At 61.3% G+C, this 17,109-nt stretch carries 16 protein-coding genes; 9 read left to right on the top strand and 7 right to left on the bottom strand.

The features are described 5' to 3' along the window. The first annotated feature begins 2 nt into the window (after window positions 1-2). The 7 genes from mltB to BLU52_RS21275 all read left to right on the top strand — a co-directional run bounded on the left by mltB (window position 3) and on the right by BLU52_RS21275 (window position 6,662). Window positions 3-1,013, top strand: a complete 1,011-nt coding sequence (gene mltB, locus BLU52_RS21305) for a lytic murein transglycosylase B (protein ID WP_090286613.1) — start codon at window positions 3-5, stop codon at window positions 1,011-1,013. Continuing rightward, entirely contained in the window at window positions 1,013-2,023 is a 1,011-nt protein-coding gene (locus tag BLU52_RS21300; protein WP_090286611.1) for a septal ring lytic transglycosylase RlpA family protein, read from the top strand. The genes mltB and BLU52_RS21300 overlap by 1 nt, the downstream gene beginning before the upstream one ends. A 185-nt stretch (window positions 2,024-2,208) precedes the next feature. Continuing rightward, complete coding sequence (locus tag BLU52_RS21295) at window positions 2,209-3,366, top strand: D-alanyl-D-alanine carboxypeptidase family protein (RefSeq protein ID WP_090286609.1); 1,158 nt, start codon at window positions 2,209-2,211, stop codon at window positions 3,364-3,366. Between the two features lie 86 nt (window positions 3,367-3,452). After that, entirely contained in the window at window positions 3,453-3,728 is a 276-nt protein-coding gene (locus BLU52_RS21290; RefSeq protein WP_090286606.1) for a DUF493 domain-containing protein, read from the top strand. Further along, window positions 3,728-4,375, top strand: a complete 648-nt coding sequence (gene lipB, locus BLU52_RS21285; protein WP_090286605.1) for a lipoyl(octanoyl) transferase LipB — start codon at window positions 3,728-3,730, stop codon at window positions 4,373-4,375. Before BLU52_RS21290 ends, lipB begins: the two co-directional genes overlap by 1 nt. Before the next feature lie 25 nt (window positions 4,376-4,400). Then, the gene (gene lipA, locus BLU52_RS21280) at window positions 4,401-5,399 is read left to right on the top strand and encodes a lipoyl synthase (RefSeq protein WP_160768663.1); all 999 of its coding nucleotides are present in this window, start codon (window positions 4,401-4,403) and stop codon (window positions 5,397-5,399) included. Window positions 5,400-5,711: 312 nt separating this feature from the next. Then, window positions 5,712-6,662 (top strand): S66 peptidase family protein, encoded by a 951-nt coding sequence (locus BLU52_RS21275; RefSeq protein ID WP_090286603.1) that lies wholly within the window; start codon window positions 5,712-5,714, stop codon window positions 6,660-6,662. Between the two features lie 125 nt (window positions 6,663-6,787). On the opposite strand, the gene BLU52_RS21270 is transcribed toward BLU52_RS21275, so the two are convergent. From BLU52_RS21270 to leuS, 5 genes are all read right to left on the bottom strand, one after another. After that, a complete protein-coding gene (locus BLU52_RS21270; RefSeq protein ID WP_090286601.1) occupies window positions 6,788-8,110 on the bottom strand; it encodes a lytic murein transglycosylase in 1,323 nt (440 codons plus the stop codon). A 61-nt stretch (window positions 8,111-8,171) separates the two neighbouring features. Then, window positions 8,172-8,336, bottom strand: a complete 165-nt coding sequence (gene arfA / locus BLU52_RS21265; protein WP_090286599.1) for an alternative ribosome rescue factor ArfA — start codon at window positions 8,334-8,336, stop codon at window positions 8,172-8,174. A gap of 195 nt (window positions 8,337-8,531) precedes the next feature. Next, window positions 8,532-9,569, bottom strand: coding sequence for a DNA polymerase III subunit delta (gene holA, locus BLU52_RS21260; protein ID WP_090286597.1), 1,038 nt, complete (start codon window positions 9,567-9,569; stop codon window positions 8,532-8,534). 39 nt (window positions 9,570-9,608) lie between these two features. Beyond that, window positions 9,609-10,214, bottom strand: a complete 606-nt coding sequence (locus BLU52_RS21255; RefSeq protein WP_090286595.1) for an LPS-assembly lipoprotein LptE — start codon at window positions 10,212-10,214, stop codon at window positions 9,609-9,611. A gap of 87 nt (window positions 10,215-10,301) precedes the next feature. Next, a complete protein-coding gene (gene leuS / locus BLU52_RS21250; RefSeq protein ID WP_090286593.1) occupies window positions 10,302-12,908 on the bottom strand; it encodes a leucine--tRNA ligase in 2,607 nt (868 codons plus the stop codon). Between the two features lie 256 nt (window positions 12,909-13,164). Here leuS and BLU52_RS21245 point away from each other — a divergent pair, with 256 nt between their 5' ends. After that, a complete protein-coding gene (locus BLU52_RS21245; RefSeq protein WP_090286591.1) occupies window positions 13,165-13,488 on the top strand; it encodes a hypothetical protein in 324 nt (107 codons plus the stop codon). Between the two features lie 104 nt (window positions 13,489-13,592). Then, complete coding sequence (locus BLU52_RS21240; protein ID WP_090286589.1) at window positions 13,593-14,372, top strand: YdcF family protein; 780 nt, start codon at window positions 13,593-13,595, stop codon at window positions 14,370-14,372. A gap of 89 nt (window positions 14,373-14,461) precedes the next feature. On the opposite strand, the gene lnt is transcribed toward BLU52_RS21240, so the two are convergent. Together lnt and BLU52_RS21230 are read right to left on the bottom strand one after the other, a co-directional pair. After that, window positions 14,462-15,985: an apolipoprotein N-acyltransferase gene (gene lnt / locus BLU52_RS21235; protein ID WP_090288648.1), complete on the bottom strand. Its 1,524-nt coding sequence runs from the start codon at window positions 15,983-15,985 to the stop codon at window positions 14,462-14,464. A 280-nt stretch (window positions 15,986-16,265) separates the two neighbouring features. Continuing rightward, window positions 16,266-17,105 (bottom strand): HlyC/CorC family transporter, encoded by an 840-nt coding sequence (locus BLU52_RS21230; protein ID WP_007909641.1) that lies wholly within the window; start codon window positions 17,103-17,105, stop codon window positions 16,266-16,268. Window positions 17,106-17,109: the final 4 nt, after the last annotated feature.

Here is a 17,109-nt window from a genome sequence, read left to right as displayed (position 1 = left end):
CAATGCAAGTCATGCGTGGCTGGGCGACTCGATGCGCGCCGCTGGTTGGCCTGATGGGCCTGCTGGGCAGCGTTCAGGAAGCGCTGGCCGGCGAATACGAAGGCTCGCCGCAGGTGGCCGAATTCGTCGGTGAAATGACCCGCGACTACGGTTTCGCCGGTGAGCAATTGATGGCGGTGTTTCGTGAGGCACAGCGCAAACAGGCGATTCTCGATGCCATTTCCAGGCCTGCCGAGCGGGTCAAGCAGTGGAACGAATACCGCCCGATGTTCATCACCGACGCGCGCATCGCCCGCGGTGTCGACTTCTGGCGTCAGCACGAGGCGACCCTGGCGCGTGCCGAGCAGGAATACGGCGTACCGGCACAGGTCATCGTGTCAATCATCGGCGTTGAAACCTTTTTCGGACGTAATACCGGTAATTACCGGGTGATCGATGCGTTGTCGACGCTCGGTTTCGACTATCCTCCCCGTGCCGAATTTTTCCGCAAGGAACTGCGCGAGTTCTTGCTGCTGGCGCGTGAAGAGCAGGTCGATCCATTGACCCTCAAAGGCTCCTATGCCGGGGCCATGGGCCTGCCGCAATTCATGCCGAGCAGCTTTCGCGCCTATGCGGTGGATTTCGACGGTGACGGCCACATCAATATCTGGAACAACCCGGACGATGCGATCGGCAGCGTTGCCAGCTATTTCAAGCGTCACGGCTGGGTCTCCGGCGAGCCGGTGGTCAGCCGCGCCGATGTTGGCGGTGAGCACGTCGAAGAAGGCCTGACCAGCGGTATCGAGCCGACGAAAACGGTCGCAGAGTTGCGGGCGCTGGGCTGGTCAAGTCATGATGCGCTGCGCGATGATATGCCGGTTACCGCATTTCGCCTCGAAGGCGACAACGGCCCGGAATACTGGATGGGCCTGAAGAATTTCTACGCAATCACGCGTTATAACCGCAGCGTGATGTACGCCATGGCCGTACATCAACTGTCTGAACAGCTGGTACAAGCACGGGGCGTCAAGTAATGCAGGCATTGCCTAATCATAAACCCCTGAAGCTGGTGGCTTTCGCTGCGTTGGCAGTCCTGGTTGCCAGTTGCACGACCAGCCGCACCCCGACGCAGAAAACGCCGTCCACTGCTGTCCGCGCCCAACCGGGCCTGGACATCAACCGCGCGCACAAAGATGGCGCGCCGTGGTGGGACGTCGATGTCTCGCGCATCCCGGATGCGACGCCGACCCTGCACACTGGCCCGTACAAGGCCAACCCGTACACCGTGCTGGGCAAAACCTATTTTCCGCTGCAGGAATCCAAGACCTATGTCGCTTCCGGCACGGCGTCCTGGTACGGCACCAAGTTTCACGGGCAGAACACCGCAAACGGCGAGGTCTATGACCTGTACGGCATGAGTGCCGCACACAAGACCTTACCGTTGCCCAGTTACGTTCGGGTGACCAATCTGGACAATAACAAGACCGTGATCCTGCGCGTCAACGACCGCGGGCCGTTCTATTCCGATCGCATCATCGATCTGTCCTACGCGGCGGCGAAGAAACTCGGTTACGCCGAAACCGGCACCGCGCGGGTCAAGGTCGAAGGCATCGATCCGCAGCAATGGTGGGCCGCCAAGGGCCGTCCGGCGCCGCTGATGCTCAACGAGCCGCAAGTGGCGCAGACCAGCGCTCCGGTGATCACGGCTTCGGCCGGCACCGTCGAGCAATGGACCCCGCCGCCGCAGCAGCACGCCGCGGCCGTAGTGCCGGTGCAGATCGACGCAAAAAAAAACGCTTCTGCAACAGCGTCTGGCCAGTATCTGCAGGTGGGCGCGTTCGCCAACCCGGACGCTGCCGAACTGCTGAGGTCGAAGCTCAGCGGGATGGTGAGCGCTCCGGTGTTCATCAGCTCGATCGTGCGCAATCAGCAGACCCTGCACCGGGTACGGCTGGGGCCGATCGGCTCGCCGGGTGAAATCGCCCAGGTGCAGAACAGCGTACGCCTGGCCAACCTGGGTTCGCCCAGCGTGGTCACCGAGTAAAACGTAGACCTTGATTGACGGTTCACTTGCGGTATCGGGGGTGAACCAGGTTGTTGGCTCGTCGAAGAACAAAAGCCCGGCAAGGGTGACTGGAGTGAACGACTGAACACGCGATGGCCCGTTAGAAGGCTGTCTGAACAAGTTTTGCCTTCGGGCAAGTTTCCATTAGCGATTTCGAGAGACGGATGAACATCACCACCTTTGCCAAACGCCTGTGTCTGCTAGTCCCGCTGCTCCTCTCGCCAGCCGCTTTCGCGGCCGAGATGATGCCGTCGCCACCGCAACTGGCCGCCAAGGCCTACGTTCTGATGGATGCCAGCAGCGGCAACGTGCTGGTCGAGAACAATGGCGACCAGCGTCTGCCACCGGCCAGCCTGACCAAGCTGATGACCGCGTACATCGCGACCCTGGAAATCCGTCGCGGCCAGATCGGTGAAAACGATCCGGTGACCGTCAGCGAAAACGCCTGGCGCACCGGCGGTTCGCGGATGTTCATCAAAGTCGGCTCGCAGGTGACCGTCAGCGACCTGCTGCACGGCATCATCATCCAGTCCGGCAACGACGCCAGCGTCGCGCTGGCCGAGCACATCGCCGGTAGCGAAGATGCCTTCGCCGATCTGATGAACAAGACGGTCACCGAACTGGGCATGACCAATACCCACTTCATGAACCCGACCGGTCTGCCGAACCCTGAGCACTACTCCTCGGCGCACGACATGGCGACGCTGGCTCGCGCGATCATTCACGAAGACCCGGCTCACTACGCGATCTACTCGCAGAAAGAGTTCTTCTGGAACGGCATCAAGCAGCCTAACCGCAACCTGCTGCTGTGGCGCGACAAGACCGTCGACGGTCTGAAAACCGGTCATACCGACGAAGCCGGCTACTGCATGGTGTCTTCGGCTGTACGTGATGGTCAGCGTCTGATCGCCGTGGTGTTCGGCACCAACAGCGAAGTGGCCCGTGCCGCTGAAACCCAGAAGCTGCTGACTTACGGTTTCCGCTTCTTCGAAACCCAGACCTTCTATCAGAAGGGCACCGAACTGGCTCAAGCGCCGGTGTGGAAAGGCACCACCAATCAGGTCAAGGCCGGCCTGGCGCAAGACCTGACCATGACCTTGCCAAAAGGCCAGCTGAAAAAGCTCGCTGCCAGCATGACCATGAACCCGCAACTGACCGCGCCTATCGCCAAGGGCGACGTGATCGGTAAAGTCGAAGTCAAACTGGAAGACAAGGTCGTGCACAGCGCCGACCTGATCGCTCTGGATGGCGTCGAAGAGGGTGGTATCTTCCGCCGCATGTGGGATAGCATCCGCCTATTCTTCTACGGCTTGTTCAACTGATTTTGTGTTGACCTGCATGGCCCCGCCCCGATCCGGAGCGGGGCCATGTGCGTTACCACGGCTTGTGCTATAGAGGCCGTTACGCCATGACCGATACCGAAGTAAAGGCGCCAAAGATCGAATTTCCCCAGACTGATTATCCGATCAAGGTGATCAGCGATACGGGCGTCGGCAACAAAGACAGGATCATCGACATCGTCAAGAAACACGCGACCATCAACGATGAGCGCATCGACGAGCGTCAGAGCAGCAACGGCAAATACACCACTATCCAGCTGCACATCGTCGCCACCGATCAGGATCAGCTGTACAACATCAACAGCGAACTGCGGGCTTCCGGCATCGTGCACATGGTGTTGTGATGCCCGGCACGCTGGGCTTTCGCGAACTTGGCCGGATGGCTTACGAGCCGGTCTGGCATGCCATGCAGCGCTTCACCAACGAACGCGGCAGCGCTGCCGCCGACGAAATCTGGCTCGTCGAGCACCCGCCGGTGTTCACGCAGGGCCAGGCCGGCAAGGCCGAGCACTTGCTGCTGCCGGGAGATATCCCGGTGGTGCAGGTCGATCGCGGCGGGCAAGTGACTTATCATGGTCCCGGCCAACTGGTGGCCTACCTGCTGCTGGACGTACGCAAACTGGGTTTCGGCGTACGTGATCTGGTCACGCGCATGGAACAGTGCCTGATCGAACTGCTGGCCAGCTACGGGGTGACCGCAGCGGCCAAGCCGGATGCTCCCGGCGTTTACGTCGAGGGAGCGAAAATCGCGTCTCTGGGTTTGCGCATTCGCCACGGTTGTTCCTTTCATGGCCTGGCCCTGAACGTGGATATGGACCTGGAACCGTTTCGACGAATTAATCCCTGCGGCTACGCCGGACTGGCGATGACCCAGCTGAGCGATCACGCAGGATCGATTGAATTTGCCGAGGTAAGTGCCCGGCTGCGTGCGCAGCTCGTCAAACACCTCGACTATGCTGAGCAGACGACCCTCACGGGCGGAATCGACTGATATGACTACTGATGCAGTGCAAACCATGATCCCGACGCTCGACGTGACCGAGCGCCCGGCCCCGCGTCCCAAGGTCGAAGCCGGCGTCAAGCTGCGCGGCGCCGAGAAGGTTGCACGCATCCCGGTGAAGATCATTCCGACCACCGAACTGCCGAAGAAGCCCGACTGGATTCGTGTGCGCATCCCGGTATCGCCGGAAGTCGACCGGATCAAGAGCCTGCTGCGCAAGCACAAGCTGCACAGCGTCTGCGAAGAAGCCTCCTGCCCGAACCTCGGCGAGTGCTTCTCCGGCGGCACCGCCACGTTCATGATCATGGGCGACATCTGCACCCGTCGCTGCCCGTTCTGCGACGTCGGCCACGGTCGCCCGAAGCCACTGGATGTCAACGAGCCGGAAAGCCTGGCGATCGCCATCGCCGACCTCAAGCTCAAGTACGTGGTGATCACCTCGGTGGACCGCGACGACCTGCGTGACGGCGGTGCCCAGCACTTCGCCGACTGCATCCGCGAAATCCGCAAGCTGTCGCCGAACGTGCAGCTCGAGACCTTGGTCCCGGACTACCGTGGCCGCATGGACATCGCCCTGGAAATCACCGCTGCCGAGCCGCCGGATGTGTTCAACCACAACCTGGAAACCGTACCGCGTCTGTACAAGGCCGCGCGTCCGGGTTCGGATTACCAATGGTCGCTGACCCTGCTGCAGCGCTTCAAGCAGATGATGCCGCACATTCCGACCAAATCCGGTTTGATGCTGGGTCTTGGCGAAACCGACGAAGAAGTCATCGAAGTCATGAAGCGCATGCGCGAACATGACATCGACATGCTCACTCTCGGTCAGTACCTGCAACCGTCGCGCAGCCACTTGCCGGTGCAGCGTTTCGTGCACCCGGACACCTTCGCCTGGTTCGCCGAAGAGGGTTACAAGATGGGCTTCAAAAACGTCGCCTCGGGCCCGCTGGTACGCTCTTCGTACCACGCCGACGAGCAGGCGAAGCTGGTCAAGGCCGAGCTGTTGGGTTCCTGATCCGCATCAAATGAAAATGCCTGCCGAGGTTTCGCCCGGCGGGCATTTTTTTTGCCTGAGATCCGTCCTTGCGTCAGGCTTGAAGTCAGTGTTGGCCGCACCCCTCACCCCAGCCCTCTCCCCGAGGAGAGGGAGCCGATTCCCTTGCCCTTCAAAACTTCATTCAACTCGGTCATTGATTTCAATGTGATGTAACGAACACCTAAGTCAGTTACCTCTCCCTCCGGGAGAGGGTGAGGGTGAGGGTGAGGGGCTTTTGTTTGTGTCTCAAGCTGACTACTGTGTGCATGATTTACTCAGGGAGCCCCAAGGATGACCATTCGACCAACTCACACGCTCTGCCCGCACCGAGCCGTGCCCGCGCTGCCGGCAGAAGGACTCATCGGCGTCATCGCGCCTGCCGGCCCAGGCACGCTGGACACCGAAAAGGCGCTGCAATGGATGCGCGCCCGTGGCTATGGGCTGAAGGTGTTTCCCGGTGTTTACGAGAAGGACGGTTATCTGGCCGGCAGCGATGACGTGCGCCTGCGCGACCTGCACGCGGCATTCGCTGACCCCGAAGTCGACGCGATCATTTGCCTGCGCGGCGGTTACGGCACGCCGCGATTGCTCGACCGGATCGACTACGACTTGCTCAGCCGCCACGCCAAGCCTTTCGTCGGCTACAGCGACATCACCGCGTTGCATCTGGCGATCAGTCGCTATGCCGGTTTCGTGACCTTTCACGGGCCGTTGCTCAACGCCGATCTGCTGGGGGACAAGGAGCCGTCGACCGTCACTTCATTCTTCGCCATGTTGCGCGGGCAGTCGAAGGCGGGAAGTGTGCTCAGCCACCCAGTGGCTTATCCGTTGACCACCGTCGAGCCGGGCGTCGCTCACGGGCGTCTGCTGGGCGGCAATCTGGCGATGATCGCCGCAACGTTGGGAACGCCTTATGAAATCGATGTCGAAGGGGTGATTCTGCTGATCGAGGACATTAACGAGCCGTTGTATCGCATCGACCGCTTGCTGACGCAGATGCGTCTGGCGGGCAAGTTGGTGAAATTGCGAGGGGTGTTGGTGGGTGATGTCGCGGGGGTCGATATTCAGGCCCTGAACCGCTTGCTCAAGCAGACCTTCGAGCCGCTGCGGATTCCGGTGCTGTCAGGCTGGCGCAGCGGGCATTGCGACCCGAACCTGACGCTGCCGATGGGCGCGCTGGTGCGCCTGGATGCGGGGAAGCAGGAGTTGATGCTGGAGCAGGATGTGGTGATCAAGGTTTAGAAATCGGTCGCCTGACACTAAGTCTTCGCGAGCAGGCTCGCACACATTTGGTCTGTGGCGCTCACATAACCCCTGTGGGAGCGAGCCTGCTCGCGAAGGCGACATCAGTCCATACAACCTACCCACTACTGGGCGCGCAGGCTTTCCAGCAATTTGTGCGTCGGATAACCATCCGCCGGCCAGCCCAGTGACTGCTGCGCGCTGCGAATCGCCTTGCGTGTGTTGGCGCCGATGATCCCGTCCGCCGTGCCAGCGTCAAAGTTGCGCGCGCTCAACAAGGTCTGCAATTCCATCCGCTCGGTGCGGCTCAGGGGCAGGTCGTCTTTCGGCCAGGTTCCGTTGATCAAGCCGCCGCCATTGAAACGCTCCGACAGCAGGCTCACCGCCAACGCATACGACGACGAGTTGTTGTACTTGAGGATCGCCCGGAAGTTGTCGAGGATCAGGAACGCCGGCCCGCGATAACCGGCCGGCAGCAGCAAGGCAGCGGACAGTTGCTCAGAGCCGACCGGCACTTGCGCACCGTTCGGCAGGTTCACGCCCAACTGACGCCATTCGGCGACGCTTTTGCGAATCGCACCGTCAGCCAGGGTGTAATCGAAGGTGCTCGGCAATTGAACTTCGAAGCCCCACGGTTGGCCACGCTGCCAGCCCGAACTCTGCAAATAATGCGCAGTCGAGGCCAGCGCATCGGCGGGGCTGCCCCAGATGTCGCGACGGCCATCGCCGTCAAAATCCACGGCGTGGGTGTTGTAGGTGGTCGGAATGAATTGGGTCTGGCCCATGGCGCCGGCCCAGGAGCCCAGCATTTTCTCCGGAGTGATATCGCCCTGTTGCAGGATCTGTAGCGCGGCAATCAGTTGCGCGTGGGCAAAGCCCGGACGGCGTCCTTCGTAGGCGAGGGTAGCCAGCGAGTTGATCACCGACTTGCTGCCCTGGAACTGGCCGAAGTTGCTTTCCATGCCCCACACCGACACCAGCGCCTGGCGATCAACGCCATAGCGTTGTTCGATGTCGCGCAGGGTGTCGGCGTATTGATTGACCAGCGTCTGGCCTTTGCGCACGCGCAGCGGCGACAGCGCGCCGTCGAGGTATTCCCACACCGGGCGGGAAAATTCCGGCTGACTGCGGTCGGCGCGAATCACGCTGGCGTCGAAGCTCACATCGGCAAACGCACGATCGAACAGCTCAGGGCGAATCCCGGCGGCCAGGGCATCCTTGCGGAAACCCGCCTGCCATTCGGCAAAGGTCTGGGTGGGTTGCAGATCGAGAGGGTCGGCGGACGGCACTACCGGCGGGATGATCGCTGGGGCCGTGGCGACAGGAGCGGCTTGCAGGGGTTGCGCATCAGCGGCGGTGGGTTTTTCCGCACAGGCGACAAGCAGAATGAAGCTGGAGGCAGCGATCAATTGGCGAACAGGCCAACGATTGGAAAGACTGAAGGGCATGCACGGTTCCAGGGAATACGAATCAGGTGCAGACCTTAACATGACCGAGGGGTGCTGCGCTTCAGGCAGCCAGAAAGTAAGAAGCCTCCCAGCTGTCAGACTGGAAGGCTTCGCGGCGGTAGCTGCCTTTGCCCTTGGAAGGTCGTTCCTGACGACTGCGGAACAAGGGCTGGGCGACGATGGATTTGGCCTTGTTGGGGCCATGCTTTGCTGGCTTTTTGCTCATGAGGATCTCTCGGTGAGGTGGGTTTTGCGGGGGAAATAATCTGCCGATGTTGTGTATCTGTCCAGTACCGCTTGTGTACAAATGTGAAAGCGCTTTCGCGAGCAGGCTCGCTCCCACAGTGGACCGGGTTCCACTGAGAGAGCGCGGTCAAATGTGGGAGCCTGCTCGCGAATGGGGGCTATGCGGTTGAAGGCCTTACTCGGCGGGGAGTGACAGCCGCTGTCCTGCCATCAACAGCGCCAGACGACTCAGGCTCATCCACGGCGAACCCGCGGCCTGGCCTTTGATCTGCGCATCGATGCGCTGGGCTTCGAGCAACAGTTGCGCCCAGCGTTGCGCCGAGTAGCGTTGCAGGGCTTTGCTGACCAACGGCTTGCGCTTGTCCCAGACCGGCGGTTTTGACTGGCTGAAGCATTTGTCCAGCGGCGTGCCCTGGCTGTATTGCAAGGCAATGTTGGCCAGCAGCCGCAGCTCACGGGCCAGGGCCCATAGAATCACCGGTGGTTCGACCCCTTCGCCACGCAAGCCTTCAAGCATGCGCAGCGCGTGGGCCGGCTCACCGTTGAGCACGGCGTCGGTCAGGCCGAATACGTCGAAGCGGGCACTGTCCGCCACGGCGGCCTGCACGGTTTCGACGGTGATCTGACCGCCCTCGGCCATCAGCTTGAGCTTTTCGATTTCCTGCGCGGCGGCGAGCAGGTTGCCCTCGACGCGCGCGGCGATCAGTTCGACAGCGTCCTGACTGGCCGACAAGCCGGCCTGGGACAGACGCTGGCGAATCCAGCTCGGCAACTGATTGGCGTCCACCGGCCAGATCTGGATGAATTGGGTCTGCTGGCCTTCAACCAGGGCCTTGCCCCATTTGGTCTTCTGCGCACTGCCGTCAAGCTTGGGCAGGCTGATCAGCAGCACGGTGTCTTCAGCCGGGCGTGAGCAATATTCGATGAGCGCAGCAGCGCCCTTGTCACCGGGCTTGCCTGAAGGCAGGCGCAGTTCCAGCAGGCGCTTTTCGGCAAACAGCGACATGCTCGCGCCGGCCAGCAGCAACGTGCCCCAATCGAAATTGGCGTCGGCGGCGAACACCTGGCGTTCGTCGAAACCTTGCTGGCGCGCAGCACTGCGAATGGCGTCGGCGGCTTCCTGGCACAGCAGCGGGTCATCGCCGCTGATGATATAGACAGGCGCGAGTGCGCCTTGCAGGTGTTTGCCGAGTTGAGCGGGAGCGAGCTTCATAAGAAAAGTCGATCGGGGCGCTTGAGCGCCCCGAACAGCTTACTGCTGCGGTATTTCGAGCGGCGACTGACGCGGGGTTTCCGCTTCAGCCTTTTGTGCCGCTTCCAGCGCATCGGCTTCGGCCTTGGCGCGGTCGTTGGCGGCTTGCTGCAGTTGCTGCAACTGGCCCGGCGTCAATTGCTGCAGGCGCAGCATCATGCGTTGCACCAGCTCGCGGCGGGTTTCGCGACGGGCGTCGTTGGCTTCCTGATCGGAACCGACGAGGTTGTTGCCGTCGTGAATGAACACCTTTTGTACTTCCAGCTTGTCGCTCAGCAATTGCAGGTTCTTATCGCCACGGATTTCGTAGCTCAGGATCGTGCTGACCTGATATTCACCGGTCCGGCCTGCGCCGGCATAGCTGAGAATGCGCTGGCTCTCCTGCTCGTCAGCCAGGAACAGCTTGTACGGCGCACCGCTGTAAACCTTGACGCCGCTCGACTCGAGCAACTGACGCAGTTGCGTCACGGTTTCGCCGTAGCTGTTGCGGGCGCTCAGATCGAGTTCCTTGATCGACAGTTCGTTGGTGCCGGTACCGCGCAGCTGGAAGCCACAGGCGCTCAACAGAACGGCGAGGCCCATCACCAGCAGATTGCGTTTGATCATTGTGTTGCTCCCCTTGAAACCAGGTGGGCCGACCTTGCGGCCCGAAAGGTTTTATCCGGCGTCAGGCGGACCTGACGCTCGATCCAATTAGCTGGCGACGATATTGACCAGTTTGCCCGGCACCACGATCACTTTGCGAATCGTCAGGCCATCGACGAAGCGCAGCACGTTTTCGTTGGCACGCGCGGCCGCTTCGACTTCTTCGCGGGTCGCGCTGGCCGGCATTTCAATCTGCCCGCGCAGTTTGCCGTTGACCTGAATCACCAGGGTCAGGCTGTCCTGCACCAGCGCGGATTCATCCACTGCCGGCCAGCCCGCGTCGATCACCGCACCCACGTGACCGAGCTGATTCCACAGCTCGTGGCTGATGTGCGGAGTGATCGGTGCCAGCAGCAACGTGACGGCTTCGAGGCCTTCGTGGATCAGCGCGCGATCCTGTTCGGTGGCTTGTGCGGCTTTTTCCAGCACGTTCATCAGTGTCATCACCTGAGCGATGGCGGTGTTGAATTTGTGGTTCTGGCCGACATCATGGCTGGCCTGCTTGATCGCGAGGTGAATCGCGCGGCGCACGGCTTTCTGCTCGTCGTTCAGGCTGGCGATGTCCAGTTTGCCCGGCAGGCCTTGAGTGACATGAGCCTGCGCCAGACGCCAGACGCGCTTGAGGAAGCGGTGCGAGCCTTCCACGCCGGAGTCGGACCATTCCGCGCTCATGTCAGGCGGCGAGGCGAACATCATGAACAGGCGGCAGGTGTCGGCGCCGAACTGGTCGATCATCGATTGTGGGTCAACGCCGTTGTTCTTTGACTTGGCCATTTTCTCGGTGCCACCGATTTCCACCGGCAGGCCGTCGGATTTCAGTTTGGCGCTGATGACCTTGGCCTTGCTGTCGCGCTCCAGTTCCACATCCGCCGGGTTGAACCAGGTGTAGGCACCGTTGGCTTCGCGACGGTAGTAGGTTTCGGCGATCACCATGCCCTGGGTCAGCAGGTTCTTGAACGGCTCGTTGGAGCTCACCAGCCCTTCGTCACGCATCAGCTTGTGGAAGAAGCGCGCGTAGAGCAGGTGCAGAATCGCGTGTTCGATGCCGCCGATGTACTGATCGACCGGCAGCCAGTGGTCGGCCGCGGATTTTTCCACCAGCCCACCGGTGAAGTGCGGCGAGGCGTAGCGGGCGTAGTACCACGACGACTCGACGAAGGTGTCCATGGTGTCGGTTTCACGTTTGGCAGGCTGGCCGCATTTCGGGCAGCTGCATTCGTAGAACTCGGGCATGCGCGCCAGTGGTGAACCGGCGCCGTCCGGCACCACGTCTTCGGGCAGGACTACCGGCAGTTGATCTTCCGGCACCGGCACGTCACCGCAGGTATCGCAGTGAATGATCGGGATCGGGCAGCCCCAGTAGCGCTGGCGGCTGATGCCCCAGTCGCGCAGGCGGAACTGGGTGCGCGAGGCGCCCAGTTGTTTCTTGATCAGAGCGACTTCCATGGCGTCGAACGCGCCGGCGAAATCGAGGCCGTCGAATTCGCCTGAGTTGATCAGCGTGCCGTGCTCTCCGTAGGCATCTTGCCACGGGGCCGGGTTGCTTTCGCCGGAACTGGTGCGCACCACCGATTTCACCGGCAGGTTGTACTTGTGGGCAAATTCGAAATCGCGCTCGTCGTGTGCCGGTACGGCCATGACTGCGCCGTCGCCGTAGTGCATCAGCACATAGTTGGCGACCCACACCGGCAGTTTTTCGCCGGTCAGCGGGTGCTCGACGAACAGGCCGGTCGGCAGGCCTTTTTTCTCCTGCGTGGCAACGTCGGCTTCGGCGACGCTGCCGCCCTTGCACTCAGCGATGAACGCTTGCAGCTCAGGGTTGTTTTTTGCCGCCAGAGTGGCCAGCGGATGCTCGGCCGCCACGGCAACATAGGTCGCGCCCATCAAGGTGTCCGGACGGGTGGTGAAGACTTTCAGGGTGCCGGCTTCGCCGATCGAATCGACGTTGTACGGAAACTGCACTTCCATCCCGCGCGACTTGCCGATCCAGTTGCGCTGCATGGTTTTGACCTGTTCCGGCCAGCCATCCAGTTCATCGAGGCTTTCGAGCAGCTCATCGGCGTAGGCGGTGATCTTGAAGTAGTACATCGGGATTTCGCGCTTTTCGATCAGCGCGCCGGAACGCCAGCCGCGACCGTCGATCACCTGCTCGTTGGCGAGAACGGTCTGGTCGATCGGGTCCCAGTTGACGGTGCCGTTCTTGCGGTAGATCACGCCTTTTTCGAACAGGCGCGTGAACAGCCATTGTTCCCAGCGGTAGTAGTCAGGCTTGCAGGTGGTGACTTCGCGCGACCAGTCGACCGCCAGACCCAGGCTGCGCAGCTGGGTTTTCATGTAGGCGATGTTTTCGTAGGTCCATTTGGCCGGTGCGACGTTGTTCTTCATCGCGGCGTTTTCTGCCGGCATGCCGAACGCGTCCCAGCCCATGGGTTGCAGGACGTTCTTGCCGAGCATGCGCTGGTAGCGGGAAATCACGTCACCGATGGTGTAGTTGCGCACGTGCCCCATGTGTAGCTTGCCGCTGGGGTAAGGGAACATCGACAGGCAGTAGTAGGTTTCCTTGCCTGGCTGTTCACTGACTTCAAAGGACTTTTGCTCGTCCCAGAACGACTGGGCGGCGGCTTCGATCTCACGGGGTTGATATTGTTCGTGCATGGCTACTTTTTGTACTGGATAGGGGTGGCCTAATCCTCTTCGACGGCGACAGGCGGGGTGGCCCGGATGCGCTGGAAGTGGAATGACAGGAAGCGCCGTAGCATACATGACCGCGCTTGGCCTAGGGAAACCCTGATTCAGCAGTTTGGCCCGCCCGATTCGGGGGCGAGGGCCGTTTGTCGCGGCGTGCCGCCGGTTTGTGCATCGAAGCTAAGCTCTAAGTGGGGAGTGAGTCTTATCTTCAATGAGGTGAGGGATGGTGGAGCAACGGCAGAAAAACGTGACGAAACCCGAGTTGTACGAAAGGTTGATCGATCGTCTGGGCATGGCCCTGGACGCTGTAAAAACCGCTGACCGGCTGCGCGATGAGCGCCCCCTGGAGCTGGAGTTGCGTGGCTTGAGTCCCGCCGAGTTCAAACTGGTCAAGGCTTATCTGGACCGCAGCGAGCGGGAAATGCAGGGGTGCCTGTCACAGGCAGTCAAGCAGTTGGATGCAGCACATTCGGCCAAGGTCATCTGGCTCAAGGACCGGGCACTCGGCAAAGACACCGTCAAGGTTCGTTCGTCGCGGGCCAGGTAAACGCATGGCAGGTCAGGAAACGGATCTTTTTCAACGGGATCCGGCCTATTGGTTGTAACGCATCAGCAACACTCTTAGGCTTCGGGCATCTGTGGAGATGCCCGATGCCCTTTCGTTATCTGATCAAACAACTGCTGTTGCCGCCCGGCATTCTCTTGCTGCTGTTGCTGGCCGCCTGGTGGCTGCGTCGTTCGCGGCCGCGCCTCGCTGGCCTTTGTTTCGCGCTCGGCCTGGGCGGCCTGTGGCTGATGAGCCTGCCGGTGGTTGTGCAGTGGGGCGCCAAGGCGCTGGAGCGCGAGCCGCCGCTGGCCCGCGGGGCGTGGACGACGCTGGCGCAGCGGGCCGATGCGATTGTCGTACTCGGTTCCGGTCGCGAGCGGGGCGATCTGGCGTGGGGTGAAGACCAGCCGACCGGTATCGGGCTCGAGCGCCAGCGCTACGCGGCACGTCTTGCCAAAGCCTCCGGTTTACCGATCCTGACCAGCGGCGGCTTGCATTACGGTACGCCGCCGACCGAGGCGAAGTTGATGGCGGATTCGCTGCGCGATGATTTCGGCGTGGCAGTGCGCTGGCAGGAAGGCGAAAGCCGTACCACGTGGGAAAACGCCCGATTCAGTGCCGATATATTGCTGTCGCAAGGCATCAAACGCGTGGTTGTGGTCACTCAGGCCTGGCACATGCCGCGGGCGGTGTGGAGCTTCAAACAAGCGGGATTCGAGGTGGTACCGGCGCCGGTCGGCTTTCTGGGCACCGACAACGCTCGACCGTTTGGCGGCTGGTTGCCAGAGTTCAAATCGATCTGGCAGAGCGGGCAGTTGCTGAACGAGGCGGTGGGACAGGTGGGGTATTCGTTGTTTTACCGAGGTGAGGCCAGCCCTGATTGACTGGCTGCTGCTGACATCCTCTTCGCGAGCAGGCTCGCTCCCACCTTCAAATGCATTCCAATGTGGAAGCGAGCCTGCTCGCGAAGCTTTTAAAGGGTTTTCGACATCCGGTTAGCCATCAGCGCCCAGCCGAACAACAGCAGGCACAGCGCAATCAACGGCCATGAACGCCATTGCAGATAGGGCGTCAGGTCGTGCATCGGCACCACATCACCGTACAGTACGCCCTGTTCGAACTGCGGAATCTGCGCGGTGATCTGGCCGAACGGGTTGATCAGCCCCGTCACGCCATTGTTGGTGGCGCGAATCATCCAGCGGCCAGCCTCAAGTGCGCGCATCTGCGCCATCTGCAGATGTTGCAGCGGACCGATGGAGGTGCCGAACCAGGTATCGTTGCTGATCGTCAGCAGCAGATCGCTGCGCGCCGACAGCCCGGCCGCAAACTCCGGGTACACCACTTCGTAACAAATGAACGGGGCGATCTGGTAACCCTTGGCTTGCAACAGCGCCTGATCGGACGGGCCACGGGCGAAGTCGGACATCGGCAGGTCGAAGAATGCGATCAGCCCGCGCAGGATGTCCTGCAACGGTACGTATTCGCCGAACGGCACCAGTTTCTGCTTCAGGTAAGTGCCATCGCCTTCGCCGACTACGGTGATGCCGTTGAAGAAACGTCTTTCCTTGTGCACGGTCTGGCGGATCGGCACGCCGGTAATCAGCGCCGATTTACGCTCGGCGGCGAAGTTACCCATCATGCTCAGGTATCCCTCGGCGGATTCCTTGAGCACCGGCACAGCGGTTTCCGGCCAGATCAGCAGGTCGACCGGTTTCGAGCGAAAGCTCAAGTCCCGGTACAGCGCCAGTTGCGCGTTGAGTTCAGCCGGGTCCCATTTCATGCTTTGCGCGACGTTGCCCTGAATCGCCGCGACGCTCAGTGGCGCGCCCGACGGACTGGTCCAGGCATGACCCTTGAGCGCAATGCCGGCCACCCAAGGCCCGACCAGCAGCAACAATCCAGCGGCGACAAAAGCTTTGCGACGAGTCTGCAGCAAGCGCCGTGCGTTGTAGATCAGCGCGGCGGTCAGTGCCAGAACGAACGACACCAGCCACATGCCGCCGACCGGTGCGAGCCCGGCCAACGGGCCGTCGAGCTGGCTGTAACCGGAGTACAACCACGGGAAACCGGTGAGGAACCAGCCACGAAACGCTTCCTGCCCGACCCAAAGCGCAGCAAACGCCAGGGCATCGGCCACTGGCGCCTCATTGCGGCGCAGCCAGCGCGCCCACAACCAGGCAGGCAGGGCGAAAAACCACGCGATCGCGGCGGTGAACAGCAGCATCAGGAACCCGGCGAGCAGCACTGAAGCGCCGCCAAAATGGTGAATGCTGTAATAGATCCAGCTGGTGCCGGCGCCGAACAGGCCAAAACCGAAGCACCAGCCACGACCCAGCGCCTGACGCGGACTTAGCTCGCGCAAACCGGCATAAAACAAGCCGACCGCCAGCAAAGCCAGCGGCCAGATGTTGAAAGGCGCAAGCGCGAAGGTGGTGATTGCACCGGCCGCCACGGCCAGCAGGTTACCGGGCCAGCCGGGGCGGGTAGTCCAGCGCAGGGGGTATGTCATCAGCTATTTCCTGTATCGCGCCGGGCCTGCTGTTACGTAGGGCAAGGCACGAGGAGTGTGGTTTGGTTTTTCAAATGAGCGACGAGTAACGCAGCCCTACGTAACAGCAGGCCCGGCCCTTCGGGTTGTGCCTGAAAGCGGGCCATGCTGCGTTGCAGTCCTTGGAAAGGGAATGCCATTCCCTACGGACTGCGCCTTGCCTGGCCCGCTTTCAGGCGCAACGCGATGCAGGAAATAGCTGATGACATACCCCAATCCTTAGATTTTCTTACCGGGCGATAGGGGTCAGACGCAGCAAATGAATCCGACGGCTGTCGGCATTCAGAATGCGGAAACGATAGGCGCCGATTTCAGTGATTTCGTTGCGTTTTGGCAAGTGGCCGAACGCGCTCATCACCAGACCGCCGACCGTGTCGAATTCGTCATCGGAGAACTCGCTGTCGAAGAACTCGTTGAAGTTCTCGATCGGCGTCAGCGCCTTGATCAGGAAGTCACCGCTGGGCAGCGGCTTGATGTAGCTGTCTTCTTCGACGTCGTGTTCGTCTTCGATATCGCCGACGATCTGTTCCAGCACGTCTTCGATCGTCACCAGACCGGCCACGCCGCCGTATTCGTCGATGACGATGGCCATGTGGTTGTGGTTGGCACGGAATTCACGCAGCAACACGTTCAGACGCTTGGACTCCGGCACGAAGGTGGCCGGGCGCAGCAGGTCCTTGATGTTGAAGCTGTCGCCGTTCTCCTTGAGGATCAGCGGCAGCAGATCCTTGGCCAGCAGCACGCCCATCACGTCGTCATGGCTTTCGCCGATGACCGGATAGCGCGAGTGGGCCGAGTCGACCACGGCAGGGAGAAATTCGCGGGGTGTCTGGGTTGCCTTGATGCTGATCATCTGCGAGCGCGGGACCATGATGTCGCGTACTTGCAGGTCAGCCACCTGAATGGCGCCTTCGACGATGGCCAGCGCTTCGCTGTCCAGCAGTTTGTTCTGATGTGCATCACGCAGCAGCTCGAGGAGCTCCTGACGGTTCTTCGGCTCGTGGGCAAAAGCCTGGGTGAGCTTACCCAGCCATGACTTCTGCCCGTTGCTCGATCGATCTTCGCTCATAGCG

This window comes from Pseudomonas granadensis (assembly GCF_900105485.1).
GTDB lineage: Bacteria > Pseudomonadota > Gammaproteobacteria > Pseudomonadales > Pseudomonadaceae > Aquipseudomonas > Aquipseudomonas granadensis.
This window is presented reverse-complemented; position numbering and strand designations above follow the sequence as displayed.